The sequence below is a fragment of the Williamsia muralis NBRC 105860 genome (genome assembly GCF_001598915.1).
Lineage (GTDB): Bacteria > Actinomycetota > Actinomycetes > Mycobacteriales > Mycobacteriaceae > Williamsia > Williamsia muralis.
This window is the reverse complement of the sequence record NZ_BDAP01000002.1, coordinates 394,803-410,385: the sequence shown is the minus strand read 5'-3', so window position 1 is coordinate 410,385 and position 15,583 is coordinate 394,803. Positions and strand designations below refer to the sequence as shown.

Below are 15,583 nucleotides of genomic sequence, written 5' to 3'. Positions count from 1 at the left end.
CGGCAGCGGGAAGGGAGACCGATGGGCAGTTGGCAAGCTGGCGACGATCGCGGCGGCAACAGTTTTGTGGGATGCGGTCCGGTCTCCACGGGCCTGGCCCCGCTCTGCGAGGGGGTCCTGGATGCCGCAGGAGTCGATGGCGCCGCCCTGACTCTGTTGACCACCTCCAGCCGGGTCCGAGACCTGGTGTACGCCACGGACTCGGTGGCTCAGCGGTTGGACGATCTGCAGTTCACGCTGGGCGAAGGCCCTTGCCTGGATGCCTATGAGAACGACGACGCCCACCTGCTCGCCGACCTGGACAATCACAGCGGCAGCAGGTGGCCAACCTTCATCGGGGAGGCCATCGGACTGGGCGCACGGGCACTGTTCGCCTTCCCGGTTGCTGCCGGCGGCACGCCTCTGGCCGTCCTCGAGCTGTACCGGCGGACCGCCGGTGAACTGAATCCCCAGCAGCACGCGGCCGCGACTGCCGCAGCCTCCACTGCCGGTTACACGGTGACCCGCAATTGGCACGACTACCTCGCCACCCAGGGTGACTACGACGACCGGGTTGCCACCGCGGCAGCCGATATGAGTCACGCACAAGACCACACCACGGACAGGTTCTCCCGGTCAGATGTCTACCTCGCATCCGGCATGGTGGCCGCCCAATTGGCCGTTTCTGCCGACGAAGGGCTGGCCAGGTTGCGGGCATTCTCTTTCCGGCACGATCGCTCACTCAAAGACGTCGCGGACGATGTGGTCGCCCGGCGGATGAACCTGCGCACCCTCGACCTGGAAGACCACTGAGCACGAGCTCAGAAGTTGAGCTCGATCAGCCCGACCACCCCGAGCACTCCGCCCAGCAGCCCCGACATCGACAGCAACATCGTCAGGTCGCTGCCCGTGACGGAGATGCGCGGTGTCTCGCGGGGCGTGTCGTCGCGGGTCGCGCGCGTGACAGAGGGGCGCGTCGGCCGGTGGCCCCCGACGGTGGGGTCCCACAGCAGCCCGGTCATCTCCCGAGGAACCGTCTGCGGCGCGTCACGACGGACCAGCACTGGCCTGCCCTGCGATTGGCGACTCGGCCGCTCAAGAAAAGTCACACTGTACATTCTGCCGCGTATCGCAAACTCGTGTCGCCTATCGCGGAATGTTCATCTGTTCGACTCACGGGCCTTACTAGCGATCAGGGTGCCGAAGCGACAGCCTCACCGCCGGCCGTCACACCCCGATGATCGACAGCACATTCCCTGAGGGATCACGGAACCATGCGATGTCCGGGCCCTGGTCGTTTCGAGACCCACGAAAGATCCCCCGCTCGTCTTGGTCGAAGTCGTCGTAGCGGTCGAACTCGACCCCTCGTTCGGTCAGCGCGGTCACCGCCGCATCGATGTCTGGGACCTCGAAGTTGAGAATGGTGAACACTGCCGGTTCGTGGTCGGGCTTGGGATACACCAGCACGTTGGTGCTGCCGGTCAGGTGAAGGTTGAGCAACCCCATCGGGCCGTCCTCGACCTCCAGGCCGAGTGTCTCGGAGTAAAAACTCCGAGCCGCCTCGATGTCCTTGACCGCGAACCCACTGAACGCGTTGTTGATGTCGAGCATGTCGATCCTCCTCGCCGGCGGTCACCGCCGATGGTCATCGCCTTGCCAATACCGACCACCGGTCTGCCCTCAACTCATCGGTCGACCCCGGCGTTCTTCGGCGGCAGATCGTGCTCGAGGGCGGGTGGCGCCAAGGTCACCGCATCTCCTCCGCGTTTCTTCGACTGGTACATCGCGGCGTCAGCCGACGGAGCAAGTGCACTCAGCAGAGCGATCGTCGGTCGAAGGCGTCCGGACTTGGTCATGCAGTGCGCCGCCACGGCAACCCCGACGCTCACCGTGATCGGGTAGGCGTCATGCGGGTTGCGCAGCACGATCCGGAGCCGTTCGGCGAGGTCGACCAGCTGCTCGACTGAGCCCGTGACGGCGACCGCGAACTCCTCGCCACCGACCCGGGCCACCAGCGCTGCCGGACCCGCCGTCGCGGAAAGTCTGGAGGCGGCGAGCGCGAGGACGGTGTCGCCCGCGTGGTGCCCGTGCTGATCGTTCACCGTCTTGAACTCGTCGATGTCCAGCATCAGCACGGCCAGCAAGGTCCGGGGACCGTCGAAGCGCAGCTGGGGGAAGTCCACTTCCAGGCCGCGACGATTGCGGAGCTGCGTCAGGTGATCGCGAAACGCATCGCTGGCGTCGTGGCCGAGGTTCAGCAGGCCGGACTGCATCATGATCGGCGCCGACAACAGAACCGATAGCAAGACGGCGAGCAGAGCGGATGCGATGAATAGATCTTGTCCGGGAGTGACCAGCACCTTGAGGTACAACGCGACCGTGGTCGACGTGGCAAACACCAGGTGCGCGGCCAGCCATCGTGGGCTGTGGAATGCGCTGATGTGGGCGGCGGTCACCGCGAACAACACGCAGCCGGTCATCGCGATGAACGGGTCGACGAACGTGAACAGCACCACCGCAACACCCAGGTCGGAGTAGATGAGGAACAGCTGCGCACCTCGCCTGGACGGCCACGGGCCCCGGAGCCAAGCCAGGCCGACGACCATGCTGCTGACCGCAGCAACCGCGACCGCACCTTGGGCGGCGATGGTCTCGCGTGGACCGGCCGGCGACCCCAGCGACAGCAGCGCTGCCACCCCGTAGAAGAACGACCACATCCCCGACGGCTTGGCGGTTGACGACCAGGGACCCGCGCGAGCGGTGGTAGTTCAGCGTCCACTGATAGTCGAACGGTTGCCGCCACCACCTCCGGATGAAGTGCATGCGGCGTCTCCCGAGAAGTTAGTGGGCGGTACGAAACGATAGGTGAACAGGCTGCGAAAATGTCACTCTGTCAATTCGGCATCGAAGCATCGCGAGATTGCTCGGTGAGATGCAGACCACATCAGAACCGGGCGGCGTCGGTTCGCGCGTCCAGCATGTGGGAACTGATGGAATGGCCGCTCAGACGGGCGTAGTTGTAGGAACCATGACTGATCTCGCAAGCAAGGCAACCACTCTGCTCGAACTCCACCAGCCAGGAAATCCGGTGATCCTCCCGACGGTGTGGGATGCGTGGTCGGCGAATCTCGCCGTGTCCGCCGGGTTCACGGCCCTCACCGTGGGCAGTCACCCGGTGTCGGACTCGATCGGCAAGGCCGACAACGAAGGCATCACCTTCGACGAGTTGATCACCCGCATCAAGCAGATCACCGAAGCTGTCGACGTACCGATCTCGGTCGACATCGAGTCCGGCTACGGCGAAGACCCCAAGCGCCTGATCGATGGCCTGCTCAGCGTCGGCGCCGTCGGTCTGAACATCGAGGACACCGTGCACAGCGAAGGTGGTCGTCTGCGTGAGGCACAGGAGCACGCCGACTTCGTCGGAGCACTGCGTGCAGCATCGGACGCCACCGACACGCACGTGGTGATCAACGCCCGCACCGACCTGTTCGTCAAACAGGTCGGCGATGAGAACGACCGCGTCGACCGCGCCATCGACCGCTTGAAACTGGCGGCCGCCGCCGGCGCCGACGTGCTCTACCCCGTCGGCTTCCACTCCGACGACGTCCACAAGCGCCTCACCGCCGAGCTCCCCCTCCCGGTCAACGCGATCGGTCACCCCGCCAACGACGACAAGGCAGCCCTGGCCGCGCTCGGTGTCGCCCGGGTCAGCTTCGGCCCGATCCTGCAGATGGTCTTGGCCGAACGCGCAGGCGAGGTACTCGCACGCTGGAAGTGATCAGCGGCCCGCTCGGCGCCCGCTGTCGCACCGGCGTGCCACCATGTTGACGTGGTTGCGACAGCGGCGGCGCACGCTTTGTGGCGCTCAGGGGTGGGGTTGTCGCTGTGGTTCACCGACGCAGACGGCCAACCGTGCACCGGCCACGTGCCCGACGGCCTACCGGAGCCGATCGCCACAGCGGTGTCGGGACGGTCACTGCGGCGCACCATCACCGTTGCCGGCCCCGGGCCCACCCGTCGCGACGTCTCATCACTGACACTGGGCCCGGCGGCCTCCTGCGACCTCCTGCGGTCAGTGAATGACGATCCTGCCGTCGGTGGCGAATTACGTTATTACCGTTTCCTTTTGGAATCCACCGAGCGTTTCGTCAGCGCCGGGGCCGTCGCTCCGGCGGTGAATCGGGTCGCCGGCGAGTGGGCAGTACGCTGGGCTCCGCTCACCACGGCGGGCTGGCGGGCCTGGCTCTCCACGGCCATCGCGTCGGCGCCACCGGTGATCCTGGAGAACGGCGATTCCACCGCCATCATGGACTTCTGCGGCGAGATGACCGACCACCTCTGCCGCATCCGCTGCTCCGACATCGCCCCCCATTCAGTGCGGTCGAGCCTGGTCCGAGGTCTGCTGCCGGACACCGATTCTCCGGAAATGTCGGCGGAACGGGCCGCGTCCGCGGCGGCTGCGTGGGCCAGCTGGGCCGATGGCCTCCGGCAGGGCGAGTCCGCGCTGGTGCTCCGGCTGTGCGAGCCCGAAGAAGACGACAACGACGACTCCGACCTGGTGACCCGGTGGCGCCTGCAGGTGTGCCGGCGAACCATGGACCGTCCGGATCAACCCGTGGAGCTGCGCCGGCTGGATCCCCACCAGATCGATGAGATCACCACCGAGGTCGCCGGAGCCGTTCGCGCCTTTCCCGACCTCAAGGCCGCCCACCACGACCACCACTCCCTGGATTTCCTGCTCTCCACCGACACGGTGCTGGCTCTGCTCGACACCGGAGTCGCCGCGTTGGCGGACGCCGGGTTCGAGGTACTGCTCCCCCGGTCCATCGCCCATGTGAGGCCGACCCTGACGCTGCGGGGCAAGCCCGAGGGTGGGCCGCGTTCTCGCGCTGTCATGGTGGGGCTCGGCGAGATTCGGGACTTCCAATGGCAATTGGCCTTGGGCGACGACATTCTCGACGCGTCCGAACTCGAGGCACTGGCGCGCCAGAAGGGTGATCTGGTCAGGATCCGCGGCAAGTGGGTGCGCGCCGACAACGCGGCCTTGTCGAGGTCGGCTGCGTTCATCCAGACCCAGCGGGCACTGGCCGAGTCCGGACAGCCGGCCGACATGGGTGAGCTCTTCAACCTCGTCACCGACGGAGACGACCGGCTGCCACTACCGGTCGGGCGGGTGGAAGGTCTGGCATGGCTCGACGACATCAAGCGCGGTGGGCAACTGGCCCCACCGCCGCTCGAGGCTCCCGCATCGTTGCGTGCCGAACTCAGGCCCTACCAACACCGTGGGATGGAATGGCTGAGGCATCTGAGTTCGCTCGGCATCGGCGCGGTGCTCGCCGACGACATGGGGCTGGGTAAAACCATCCAGGTGCTCGCCCTGATCTGCGGCGAAAGAGCACCAGATGATGCCGGTTCGCGCACAACGCTTTTGGTGTGCCCGATGTCGGTGGTGGGTAACTGGGAACGAGAGATCACCAAGTTCGCGCCCCACCTCACAGTGCTGGTCCATCACGGACCAGGCCGCCTTACCAAGGGGCACCTCGAACCGGCGGCGGCAAAGGTGGATGTTGTCATCACGACGTTTGCGATCGCTTCGCGCGACCGGGCGCTGCTGAGCGCGGTGAAGTGGGACCGCCTCGTGGTGGACGAAGCCCAGCACATCAAGAACGTGAACACCGCCCAGTCCAAAGCGGTGCGGGCGATGTCGGCCCGTCACCGCGTCGCTCTCACGGGCACCCCGGTGGAGAACCGGCTCGAAGATCTTCGTTCGGTCATCGACCTGGTCAATCCCGGACTGCTGGGCACCGCCTCGGTGTTCAAGAACCGCTACGCCGAACCCATTGAGCGCGAACGTGATCGGGATGCGGTACGCAGGCTGTCGGCGGTCACCTCGCCGTTCATCCTGCGGCGGGTCAAAACCGATCCCAGCGTGATCTCCGATCTACCGGAGAAGACCGAGCTGACCGTTCGGGCAAACCTCACCGTCGAGCAGGCCGGGCTCTACCGCGCCGTCATCGACGACCTGATGGATGCCCTCGGAAAGGGCGAGAGCCGTCAGCCCGGTAGTGAACGACGCCGAACGGTGTTCGCCGCCCTGACCCGACTCAAACAGATCTGCAACCATCCCGCGCACTATCTCGGCGACGGCTCTCCCATCCTCCGCCGGAACGAACACCGCTCGGGCAAGGTCGAATTGCTGGCGGACATGCTCGAGAACATCGTCGCCGACGGCGAGCGGGCGCTGGTCTTCACCCAGTTCACCGCGTTCGGCACCATGCTCGAACCATGGTTGTCCGACCGACTGGGCCATCCCCTGTCGTTCCTGCACGGAGGCCTCAGCCGCCCGGCGCGTGACAAACTGGTCGCCGAGTTCGGCGAGGCGGACGGGCCGCCTGTGATGATGGCGTCGCTCAAGGCCGGCGGCACCGGTCTCAATCTCACCGCCGCCAATCATGTTGTGCACTTTGATCGCTGGTGGAATCCCGCCGTCGAGAACCAGGCCACCGACCGCGTGTACCGAATCGGCCAGGAGCGCCGTGTGGAGGTACGCAAGTTCGTCTGCGTCGGAACCTTGGAGGAGCGCATCGACCAGCTCATCTCCGACAAACGTGAGCTGTCGGAGCTGACCGTCGCCACCGGCGAGAACTGGCTGGCCGACACCGGCGACGATGAGCTCTATGAGCTGATGCGCCTGCAGGATGAGGCGGTGAGCGAATGAGCCGCAAGAAGAAGGCGCCTGAACGCGGTTACGGCCTCACGCCGTGGTCCAAGGCTTTTCTGCTGGCCGTCGAGCCGACTGCCGAACAGCGGAAGATCGTCAAGGCGCGCAGCTACTTTCGGGACCGCAACGTCATAGACCTGGTGATGCGGTCGGGCCGGGTCAGCGCCCTGGTGCAGGGTAGCCAGCTCGACCCCTTCGAGGTGGAGATCAATACGCTCGCAGCCGATCCGGCGACTGTCGTCTCCATGCTGCGGCATGAAGGCAAGACGGACGATCTCGTCGCCCTGACCCGCGGCAAGCAACCGCAGTTGCTCGGTTCGCTGGTGATCCCGACCGAGGCGTCGGATCTGCGAGTCGATTGCACGTGCCCCGACGACAGTGACCGCTGCATCCACGTGTTGTCGGTGTGTTTCGAGATCGCGGCAGCGATCGACAAGGAGCCCAGCACCCTGCTCACCGTGATGGGAGTTGAACTCGGCGTCTTGCTGGCCCACCTGCGGGACGCACCATCAGCCGATTCGGCCGAGCCTGACGAAGCCCCTGCACCACCGGTCGATATCGACTTCTACGGCGACGGGCGACAGATGCCCGGACTGCCACATCCACCGCCGATCGACGTGTTGTCCGAGTTGGACACCACTGCCCTCACGGCGGCTCTACGCCGATCGGGTTCTGCGGCGATGGATGTGGCGCAGGCAGTGGACGAGCTGGCTGACCTCTACGCCCGGATTATCCGCTGAGCGACTCTGTGGCGGAGCTCAGTTGAGAACCGACCTGATGACCTCGGAGACCGGGGTCGACTCTCGTCCGATGAGTGCTTGCAGGTCACCACTTGCCGTGTCCAGCTCGCCGCGCGAGATGCCGGCGTCCGCATCGGCAAGCATCGCGGCGACCGGACCCGGCAGGCCGGCCTGCTCCAGTGCGGCGGCGTAGTCGGCCTGCGGGAGGTCCTGGTACGTCACTTCTGCGCCGGAGATCTCACTGATGGCCTTGGCGAACTCGGCATAGGTGAGGCGTTCGCCACCACCGAGTTCGTAGATCTTGCCGCCCTGATCGTCGAGCGTCAGAACTGCGGCTGCGGCGGCGGCGAAGTCGCCCCGGGTCGCAGCCGCGAGACGTCCTTCGCCCGCAGCGCCGTACAGTTTCCCGGACTCGACCGCCTGAGGGATGGCTGCCACATAGTTCTCCCAGTACCAACCGTTCCGTAGCAGCACGGTGGGCACCGACGACTCGGCAAGGCGGGCTTCGGTGGCCTGGTGCTCAGGGGCGAGGGAGATGTTGCTCCGGTCCGCGTTCAGCAGACTCGTGTACGCGATCAGCTGGACGCCTGACTGTTCGGCCGCGTCGATGACGTTGATGTGCTGAGCAACCCGTCGGCCGACCTCCGAGCCCGACACGAGAAGCAGTTTGTCCACTCCCGTCAGCGCCGCACGTAGTGCCGCCGGATCGTCGTAGTCGGCAGATCGAACGTCGACGCCTTTGTCCTGCAGGGCTGTGGCCTTCGAGGCGTCTCGGACCACTGCGACGATCTCGGTCGATGGCACACCTCGATCGAGAAGATTGTCGATGACAAGTGTTCCCAGTTGGCCGGTGGCACCGGTGACCGCTGTTGGCATTTCAAATCCTCCGTCTCAAGCGCCGTTCTCAGCGCTACCGTTTCAGTATGCACTTACTTTTAGTAAGCGCAAGCCGGTGAGTAACCATCCTGGTCACAGCTGGGTTATCGTGGAGCAATGGCCGACCAGGTGGACAACTCTCTCGAAGCAGACGTCTTCGCGCGCGACTGTTCATCCCGCGAGACCCTCCAGGACGTCACCGGTCGCTGGGGGTTGCTGGTTCTCGCGGCACTCGCCGAGGGCAGTTATCGATTCAACGCACTCCGCCGACGAGTCGACGGAGTCAGCGAACGGATGCTCTCGCGGACACTGCAAAACCTCGAACGCGACGGCATGCTCACTCGCACGGTGCTCGAGGCCATCCCACCCAAGGTCGAATACGAGCTGACGCCGCTGGGCCGGGAGATCGCCGAACGGCTGCACGGTCTGATCGAACTGGTGCAGTCGAACATGGACGTGGTCTATGCCGCCCGCGCCGCCTACGACAACCAGTGACTGTCCCACCCGTCGGGAACTCCTGCCAGATTCACCGATCCCGACACCCCGCCTGAGCTGCCGGTTATCCTCGAATCGTAGCTAACCAGTTGCGATGGGCAGTGGGAGCAGAATGCAACGAGCGAAGATCGCCGGGGTGATCGCTGCTCTCGTGTTGACCCTGGGGACGGTGTTCGGGACCGGTCCGGTGGCGGCGAAGGATCCATTGCCCGTCGACTACAACTTCTTCGCCGGTATCCCCAGCGAACTCACTCGGCCCGGCGGCTCCCTGCCCGGGTCCAACGACTGGAATTGCAAGCCGACTCCCGAACATCCGCGGCCTGTCGTTCTTGTGCACGGTACGGGCGGGGGTGCCCAGACCAACTGGGGTACCTACGCGCCGCTGCTTGCGAACAACGGCTACTGCGTCTTCGCCTTGACCTATGGCGCCATCCCGTGGGCACCGTGGCCGATCAGCGCACTTGGCGGCTTCGCATCCATCGACAAGAGTGCCGCCGAATTGGCCGCCTTTGTCGACAGGGTGCGCGCATCGACCGGCGCTGCCAAGGTCGACATCGTGGGGCATTCACAGGGCACCTTGATGCCCACCTACTGGATCAAGTTCCTGGGTGGAGCCGACAAGGTCGACAAGTACATCTCTCTGGCGCCGTTGTGGAACGGCACCAACGTCGCCGCGGCCGGTGAGATCGCTGCCTATGCCAAAGCGCTTGGGATAGACCAGGTTCAGCAGCAGACCATCGGGGCCATCTGCGCGGCGTGCCTGCAGATGACCAAGGGTTCGGACATGCTCAAGAAGTTGCAGCGCGATGGCCTCTATGACCCCGACATCACATACACCAACATCATGACCCGCTTCGACGAACTCGTCGTTCCGTATACGAGCGGGGAGCTGCGAGCTGAGAACGCCACGAACATCGTTGTGCAAGATGGTTGTTCACTGGACTACTCCGAGCACACCGGCATCGCGGGATCTCGCCGGGCGGCGCAGTTCGTCCTGAATGCGCTCGACCCGGCACACCCGCAGGCAGTGGGATGCGAGTTCGTCCCACCCTTCACCGGCTGAGTCTCCGACCCCGGTCGGGTAGGAGTTCATCGGCGGTTGACGGGCGGGATGTCGCGTTGGACCAGCCGAACCCGATCGCGGCCGACCACACCGGGGAAGAAGTAGTACCCCTGAGGTGACTCGACCAAGGTATCGGCGTCAACGCCGCTCACCTCCCACACGTCAACAGGCCCACCGGTGTTGTTCATTCGAACGAACCAGTCACACTCGTACTCATTGGCAGCGAGGAAGCACCCCTCTTGCTCCGGTCGATCCGAACCGGCAATTCCACGTGCGGCGCCCATGAGCCGCCAGTCCAACCCGCTCCGAGAGATGGACGCACGATTCTTTGCGGACGTGACATGAAACCGAGTTGGGCACTCGCGCTCTGATGCTTCTGACTGCATCCGGCCATTGTGCTGCTCCAAGAGCTGAGAGTTAAGTCATTTTTCAGCGGGACGAGACCATTTGCCTCCGCCTGTACAACAACAACCGGCGCTGCTCCCGGCGATTACTTCTGCGTTCCGGCATGGTCTCACTTCACAAGACCGACAAACCGCCACAACCCCAGGAGCGCATCATGACCGCCATCGCCGACAACCCAGCCACGTCCAGCCAGACCACGTCCACCATCAGCCGGAGGTCTCAGATTGCCGGACGAGTGGTGACCGGACTCGTCAGCATCTTGCTGCTCGTCGACGCTATCTCGCACCTGGCATTGCCGGAAGAGGTGACGAAGGCGTCGTACGAGCTCGGCTTCACCGACGGCGACATCGTTGCCATGGGCGTGGTGATGCTGGGGTGCCTTGCGTTGTATCTGTACCCGCGGACCGCGATTCTCGGTGCGGTACTTCTGACCGGATACTTCGGCGGCGCGACCACATCCCACATGATCGATGAAAAGTCGCTCAGCGCAGGCATTTTCTTGCCAGTCGTCGTCGGCATCGCAGTGTGGTCCGGCCTGTGGCTGCGCAGCGCAACGGTTCGTTCGATCATGCCGCTGGTGCGCTGATCACACACGATGTCACCCGACACCTGGACCCGGCGAGATCACCTCGCCGGGTCCACCGGGCTCACCGGACAACCGGTGGGCCGACGTATCGGGCGCTCGGCCGAATGATCTTGCGGTCCTCGGCCTGCTCCAGAATATTGGCGCACCAGCCCACCATCCGGCTCACCGCGAAGGTGGGTGTGAACATCTGTCGGGGCACTCCGCAACTGTCCATGACGACCCCGGCATAGAACTCGACGTTCGCGTACAGAGGACGATCCGGATAGGCCTCGGCCAACACCGCGACCACATCCTTCTCCACATCGATGGCGAACTCGGCCAGCGGTCCACCGAGTCGGGACGCGATGTCGCGCAACAGGTCCGACCTCGGGTCGTTGGTGCGGTACACCGCGTGACCGAAACCCATGATGCGGCTACGCCCCGCCAGCTGGGCTTCGGCCCAGGCGGTCGCATCGCCGGTCTCGGCGATCTCGTCGAGCGCATCGAGTGCCCGATCAGGCGCGCCGCCGTGCAGAGGTCCGGAAAATGCGCCGAGCGCCCCACACACCGCGCTGAAGACATCGGCGCCGGTCGACGCGATCACCCGGGCGGTGAACGTCGATGCATTGAATCCGTGGTCCACGGTGGCGATCAGGTACTGCTCGATCGCTCGTGCACGCTCCGGCTCGGGTTCCTTGCCGGTCAATCCGTACAGCCAGTTCTCTGCGGTCGAAAGGTCGTCGCGCGGTGGTAGCGGATCCTCACCCGCTCGAATCCTGTGCAAGGCGGCAAGGATGGTCGGCGTCATCGCAGTGGCGGCCAGCGAGTCGGCAATCCTTTGATCTGGACCGGCATCCCACAGCGGTACAACCGATGTGGCTGCCGCGGCTGCCGACAACACGGTGCGTAGTCGCGCGAGCATCTGCCGTTCACTGCCGGCCAGGGCGATCGTGCGTAACAGCGACGACAATTCCGCTGGAATCGCGCGAAGGGCCCGCGTCGTGACGACAAACGTGTCCAGCTCGTCGGGGTCCGGAAGGCGACCGTAGACGAACAGGAACCACACTTCTTCGAACGTCTTCGTCCTGGCCAGGTCGATGGCCGAGTACTGGCGATACTGATAGAAGCCCTCGTCACCACGTACATCACCGATCGCGGTATCCGCGACCACGACGTTGCTCAACCCCGGCGGGGCGACCATCACCGACATGTGAATCTCCGATCCATAAGTGTGGTTGTCTGGCAATCACATTCGACCGGTAGTTGCTATGTGTCAATGTTGATCGAATCAATGTGAAGGGACCTCGACGATGGCAGTTCGATCGACCGACCACGTGGCCCATCACCGTCGGCGGCGACCCACACCGCTGCGACACGATGGACGCGACTACCTCACCACCGCGCAAGTCGCCCGGGTGCTCGGCGTCAAAACGCAAACCGTGTACGCCTACGTGAGTCGGGGGCTGTTGACCAGCGCTGCCGTCGACGGGGTCCGGGGCAGCGTGTTCGCCGTCGACGAGGTGGACGCATTGACCCGGCGTTCCGCCGGCCGACCACCGGCAGGGGTCGTCGAACGTATCCGAACCCAGATCACACTGCTCGACGACGATCACCTCTACTACCGTGGCCAGGATGCCGCCGTGCTCGCCACCTCGGTGGACTTCGAGGCAGTTGCCGCAATGCTGTGGCAGAGTGAGCCCGGTTGGGGTCGAAACATGCTGCCCGGCAGTGTGATCAAACAGTTGAGAGCCCTCAGCAACCCCGCACGCCGCCGTGTCGACATGGTCAGAATGGCCATCGGCGTACTCGGATCCCGCGACAACCTCCGCCACCAACTCACCCACGATGTGGTGACCCGCAAGGCCGCCGGCATTCTCGACACGGTGGTCGATTGTTTACCTGTCGCCTCTGGTCAGGACGCAATCGGGCCATCACTCGCGGCGAGGCTGTGGCCGCGGCTCACCCCGATCCCGGCCAACCGCGGCCGTGTCCGCTTGCTGAACGCCGCGCTGGTCTTGCTGGCCGACCACGACCTGACTGCGAGCACGGTCGCGGCCAGGGTGGCCGCGAGCGCGCGCGGCAGCATCTATTCGGTCGTCACCGCGGGACTCGGTGCGCTCGACGGGCCGTTGCACGGAGGTGCCGCCACCAGGGCGTCACGATTCCTGGCCGATGCTCTGGACAATTCTTCGAGTGCATTGGCGCTGTGGTCGGGGCCAGACCAGGCCACACCTGGATTCGGCCACGTGGTGTACCGGGACCACGATCCGCGAGCCGAGGCCCTGTTCGAGTTGATGGCCACCACCACCGGCGGCAACCGGAAAGTCATCCGAACCATCGAAGAGTTGCGGGGTATCGCCGGCCAGACCGATGCCGCGTTCCTCAATTCGGATATGGCACTGGCCGCGATCGCGGTCCGCTTCGACATGGCGCCTGACGCGGCCGAGACGATCTTCGCGATCGCGCGGATCGCAGGATGGGTTGCCCACGCCATCGAGGAGTACGAGGAGCCGAGACTGCGGTTCCGGCCGCAGGGTGTCTACGTCGGGGTGCGACCACCTGCCCCGTGAGCAGAATGTGTGTCGTAGGCGCCGTCGCACCGTTTTGATCGCCGCGCACCGGTTCAAACCCGTGCGCGGTGCACAAGACGGTGCGTGGACAATCTCCGCCGCAGTCAGTCCTGTGCGTCGAGGCGGGTAGCCACGTCTTCCGGAAATCCGCCGGTGGCAATGGGACTCCAGCGCGACGGGGTAATGCGAATCAGCGACTTGCCTTGCACACGCATCGCCTTGCGGTAATCGTCCCAGTCGGGGTGCTCACCGGAGATGCTGCGAAAGTAGTCGACAAGTGCATCTTCGGCCTCCGGCATGTCGAGCACCTCGGCGGTTCCATCGACCTGGACCCAGGCGCCGTTCCATTCGTCGGACACCACACACACGCTCACCGAGCTGTTGCGGCGGGCGTTCGCCGTCTTGGCGCGGCCGGGGTATGTCGATATGACGATGCGGCCTTCCTCGTCCACTCCTCCGGTGACCGGCGATAGCTGCGGACTGCCATCGGATCGGACGGTACTGAGCAGCATGTGGTGCCGCGGCCGGACAAAGTCCAGCAGCGCTTCGCGTTCGACGTCTGTGGTGGTCGCAACTGTTCTGGCCATGGGTTGCAGTCTAGTCCTGCAGTCCGCTGCGCAGTTCCCGCTTGAGCAGCTTCCCACTCTGATTCCGCGGCAGTTCATCCACGAACACAACGCGTTTCGGCACTTTGAAGGGGGCGATCTGCTCTTTGACGTGAGCGATCAGATCATCGGGCGACACGTCGCCTGCGTCCGGACGCAGCACCACCACTGCAGTGATCGCCTCGATCCACTTCTCATCCGGTGTACCGATCACTGCGACCTCCGCGACACCGGGATGGGTGTACACCGCATCTTCGACTTCACGGGATGCCACCAAGATCCCACCGGTGTTGATGACGTCTTTGATCCGGTCGACCACGGTGATGTAGCCCTGCGCGTCACGAGTTACCAGGTCACCGGAATGGAACCAGCCATCTCGGAACGCTTCCTCGGTGGCCGCGGGATTGTCCCAATAGCCTTGGCACAGTTGCGGAGAGCGGTAGAGCACCTCACCCGGGGTGCCGTCGGCAACGTCGTTGCCGTCGGTGTCCACCACTCGCGTCTCGACAAAGAACACAGCTCGGCCACACGATGCCGGCCGATCTTCGTGCTCTTCGGGTTGCAGAACCGTTGCCAGCGGGCCGATTTCGGACTGGCCGAAGCAGTTGTAGAAGGCGATGTCGGGGTAGCGTTCGCGTAGCCGGTTCAGCACGGTGACCGGCATGATGGAGGCACCGTACTGGGCCTTACGCAGGGTCGAGAGATCGCGGGTCTCGAGATCGGGATGACCGGCCAGCGGAACCCACACGGTCGGCGCCAGGAACAGCGACCCGATCTTCTCGCTTTCGATGCGCCGCAGGATCTCCGGGATGTCCGGGGTCTCCATGAGGCTGATCGTGGCTCCCACCGACAGGTACGGGAGCATGAACACGTGCATGCCCGCCGAGTGGTAGAGCGGCATGCAGATGAGCGGATTGTCCGAGTCGGTGAAGGCGAGCGCCATCACCGAAGACACGTATTCGTGGACCATGGCGCCGTGGGTCATCATCGCGCCCTTGGGTTTCGACGTGGTTCCCGAGGTGTAGAGCAATTGCACGAGGCTGGTCTCGTCAACCGGATCGTCGATGTCCGGGATGTCTCCCGAACTGCACCACGCCAGTAGCGAATCCGTGTCGTCACGTAGAGCAATGACGTGCTCGACACGCAGCGATTCGGCGACAGGCGTGAGGCCCGGCCGAAGTGCCGGGTCCACCAGCACCGCACGACTTCCCGACTGCCCGACGAGGTATTCGAGCTCGCCACCCTTCAGCGCATAGTTGACAGGTACATGGACCAGTCCGGCGCGGGCACAGGCCAAAAACCCGATGAGGTAGGCGTCGGAGTTGGTGCCGTACGCCGCGACCCGATCACCTCCGCTCAGGCCGATCGACCGGAGGTGTCCCGCGGCCCTGCTGACAGCGGCATCGAGATCGCGATAGGACCACGAGCGATCGGCGAACCGGAGTGCGATCCGATCAGGAAATTTGGCCGCACTCCGCCGGAGGATGCCGTCGACGGTACTGGCACGAAACATTGTGCTCATGGGAACAAACTTTATAGGAAGTCCAAGTATCTCGAACGC

Annotated in this window: 16 protein-coding genes; 8 read left to right on the top strand and 8 right to left on the bottom strand. The window is 64.6% G+C overall.

Features of this window, described 5'->3' with window-relative positions:
* Nucleotides 1-21: 21 nt before the first annotated feature.
* A complete protein-coding gene (locus tag WIMU1_RS08745) occupies nt 22-792 on the top strand; it encodes a GAF and ANTAR domain-containing protein (RefSeq protein WP_062796496.1) in 771 nt (256 codons plus the stop codon).
* Between the two features lie 8 nt (nt 793-800).
* Here WIMU1_RS08745 and WIMU1_RS08740 read toward each other — a convergent pair whose 3' ends face one another.
* The 3 genes from WIMU1_RS08740 to WIMU1_RS08730 form a co-directional block, all read right to left on the bottom strand.
* A complete protein-coding gene (locus tag WIMU1_RS08740) occupies nt 801-1,088 on the bottom strand; it encodes a hypothetical protein (protein ID WP_147431357.1) in 288 nt (95 codons plus the stop codon).
* Nucleotides 1,089-1,206: 118 nt separating this feature from the next.
* Nucleotides 1,207-1,590 (bottom strand): VOC family protein, encoded by a 384-nt coding sequence (locus tag WIMU1_RS08735; protein WP_062796493.1) that lies wholly within the window; start codon nt 1,588-1,590, stop codon nt 1,207-1,209.
* A 74-nt stretch (nt 1,591-1,664) separates the two neighbouring features.
* Nucleotides 1,665-2,696: a GGDEF domain-containing protein gene (locus WIMU1_RS08730; protein ID WP_062796492.1), complete on the bottom strand. Its 1,032-nt coding sequence runs from the start codon at nt 2,694-2,696 to the stop codon at nt 1,665-1,667.
* Nucleotides 2,697-3,007: 311 nt separating this feature from the next.
* On the opposite strand from WIMU1_RS08730, the gene WIMU1_RS08725 reads away from it, so the two are divergent.
* The 3 genes from WIMU1_RS08725 to WIMU1_RS08715 are packed head-to-tail and all read left to right on the top strand — an operon-like array spanning nt 3,008 to nt 7,443.
* On the top strand, nt 3,008-3,760 hold the full coding sequence (locus tag WIMU1_RS08725; protein ID WP_030165905.1) for an isocitrate lyase/PEP mutase family protein: 753 nt from the start codon (nt 3,008-3,010) through the stop codon (nt 3,758-3,760).
* A 51-nt stretch (nt 3,761-3,811) separates the two neighbouring features.
* Entirely contained in the window at nt 3,812-6,700 is a 2,889-nt protein-coding gene (locus tag WIMU1_RS08720; protein WP_120802594.1) for a DEAD/DEAH box helicase, read from the top strand.
* Nucleotides 6,697-7,443 carry an SWIM zinc finger family protein gene (locus tag WIMU1_RS08715; RefSeq protein WP_062796491.1) on the top strand — a complete coding sequence of 249 codons (747 nt, stop codon included), beginning with the start codon at nt 6,697-6,699 and terminating at the stop codon, nt 7,441-7,443. The genes WIMU1_RS08720 and WIMU1_RS08715 overlap by 4 nt, the downstream gene beginning before the upstream one ends.
* Nucleotides 7,444-7,461: 18 nt before the next feature.
* On the opposite strand, the gene WIMU1_RS08710 is transcribed toward WIMU1_RS08715, so the two are convergent.
* A complete protein-coding gene (locus WIMU1_RS08710; RefSeq protein ID WP_062796490.1) occupies nt 7,462-8,319 on the bottom strand; it encodes an SDR family oxidoreductase in 858 nt (285 codons plus the stop codon).
* Between the two features lie 117 nt (nt 8,320-8,436).
* On the opposite strand from WIMU1_RS08710, the gene WIMU1_RS08705 reads away from it, so the two are divergent.
* Entirely contained in the window at nt 8,437-8,814 is a 378-nt protein-coding gene (locus tag WIMU1_RS08705) for a winged helix-turn-helix transcriptional regulator (RefSeq protein WP_062796488.1), read from the top strand.
* A gap of 112 nt (nt 8,815-8,926) precedes the next feature.
* The gene (locus WIMU1_RS08700; RefSeq protein WP_030165920.1) at nt 8,927-9,877 is read left to right on the top strand and encodes an esterase/lipase family protein; all 951 of its coding nucleotides are present in this window, start codon (nt 8,927-8,929) and stop codon (nt 9,875-9,877) included.
* A 26-nt stretch (nt 9,878-9,903) separates the two neighbouring features.
* On the opposite strand, the gene WIMU1_RS26655 is transcribed toward WIMU1_RS08700, so the two are convergent.
* The gene (locus tag WIMU1_RS26655; protein WP_245968898.1) at nt 9,904-10,065 is read right to left on the bottom strand and encodes a hypothetical protein; all 162 of its coding nucleotides are present in this window, start codon (nt 10,063-10,065) and stop codon (nt 9,904-9,906) included.
* A gap of 371 nt (nt 10,066-10,436) precedes the next feature.
* Between WIMU1_RS26655 and WIMU1_RS08690 the strand changes: the two genes are divergently transcribed.
* Nucleotides 10,437-10,868: a DoxX family protein gene (locus tag WIMU1_RS08690; protein ID WP_062797489.1), complete on the top strand. Its 432-nt coding sequence runs from the start codon at nt 10,437-10,439 to the stop codon at nt 10,866-10,868.
* 61 nt (nt 10,869-10,929) lie between these two features.
* On the opposite strand, the gene WIMU1_RS08685 is transcribed toward WIMU1_RS08690, so the two are convergent.
* On the bottom strand, nt 10,930-12,057 hold the full coding sequence (locus WIMU1_RS08685; RefSeq protein WP_062796484.1) for a citrate/2-methylcitrate synthase: 1,128 nt from the start codon (nt 12,055-12,057) through the stop codon (nt 10,930-10,932).
* Nucleotides 12,058-12,157: 100 nt separating this feature from the next.
* On the opposite strand from WIMU1_RS08685, the gene WIMU1_RS08680 reads away from it, so the two are divergent.
* Nucleotides 12,158-13,417, top strand: coding sequence for a citrate synthase (locus tag WIMU1_RS08680; RefSeq protein WP_062796482.1), 1,260 nt, complete (start codon nt 12,158-12,160; stop codon nt 13,415-13,417).
* A gap of 104 nt (nt 13,418-13,521) precedes the next feature.
* Here the strand turns inward: WIMU1_RS08680 and WIMU1_RS08675 are convergent, their stop codons facing one another.
* Together WIMU1_RS08675 and WIMU1_RS08670 are read right to left on the bottom strand one after the other, a co-directional pair.
* Nucleotides 13,522-14,004 (bottom strand): PPOX class F420-dependent oxidoreductase, encoded by a 483-nt coding sequence (locus WIMU1_RS08675; protein ID WP_062796481.1) that lies wholly within the window; start codon nt 14,002-14,004, stop codon nt 13,522-13,524.
* 10 nt (nt 14,005-14,014) lie between these two features.
* The gene (locus tag WIMU1_RS08670; protein WP_062796479.1) at nt 14,015-15,544 is read right to left on the bottom strand and encodes an acyl-CoA synthetase; all 1,530 of its coding nucleotides are present in this window, start codon (nt 15,542-15,544) and stop codon (nt 14,015-14,017) included.
* Between the last annotated feature and the right edge of the window lie 39 nt (nt 15,545-15,583).

Coding starts and splice junctions, on each gene's coding strand:
- WIMU1_RS08725 (WP_030165905.1), top strand. CDS start 3,008: ATGACTGATCTCGCAAGCAAGGCAACCACTCTGCTCGAACTCCACCAG.
- WIMU1_RS08685 (WP_062796484.1), bottom strand. CDS start 12,057: ATGTCGGTGATGGTCGCCCCGCCGGGGTTGAGCAACGTCGTGGTCGCG.
- WIMU1_RS08670 (WP_062796479.1), bottom strand. CDS start 15,544: ATGAGCACAATGTTTCGTGCCAGTACCGTCGACGGCATCCTCCGGCGG.
- WIMU1_RS08710 (WP_062796490.1), bottom strand. CDS start 8,319: ATGCCAACAGCGGTCACCGGTGCCACCGGCCAACTGGGAACACTTGTC.
- WIMU1_RS08715 (WP_062796491.1), top strand. CDS start 6,697: ATGAGCCGCAAGAAGAAGGCGCCTGAACGCGGTTACGGCCTCACGCCG.
- WIMU1_RS08675 (WP_062796481.1), bottom strand. CDS start 14,004: ATGGCCAGAACAGTTGCGACCACCACAGACGTCGAACGCGAAGCGCTG.
- WIMU1_RS08735 (WP_062796493.1), bottom strand. CDS start 1,590: ATGCTCGACATCAACAACGCGTTCAGTGGGTTCGCGGTCAAGGACATC.
- WIMU1_RS08745 (WP_062796496.1), top strand. CDS start 22: ATGGGCAGTTGGCAAGCTGGCGACGATCGCGGCGGCAACAGTTTTGTG.
- WIMU1_RS08690 (WP_062797489.1), top strand. CDS start 10,437: ATGACCGCCATCGCCGACAACCCAGCCACGTCCAGCCAGACCACGTCC.
- WIMU1_RS08705 (WP_062796488.1), top strand. CDS start 8,437: ATGGCCGACCAGGTGGACAACTCTCTCGAAGCAGACGTCTTCGCGCGC.
- WIMU1_RS08700 (WP_030165920.1), top strand. CDS start 8,927: ATGCAACGAGCGAAGATCGCCGGGGTGATCGCTGCTCTCGTGTTGACC.
- WIMU1_RS08730 (WP_062796492.1), bottom strand. CDS start 2,696: ATGTGGTCGTTCTTCTACGGGGTGGCAGCGCTGCTGTCGCTGGGGTCG.
- WIMU1_RS26655 (WP_245968898.1), bottom strand. CDS start 10,065: ATGAACAACACCGGTGGGCCTGTTGACGTGTGGGAGGTGAGCGGCGTT.
- WIMU1_RS08680 (WP_062796482.1), top strand. CDS start 12,158: ATGGCAGTTCGATCGACCGACCACGTGGCCCATCACCGTCGGCGGCGA.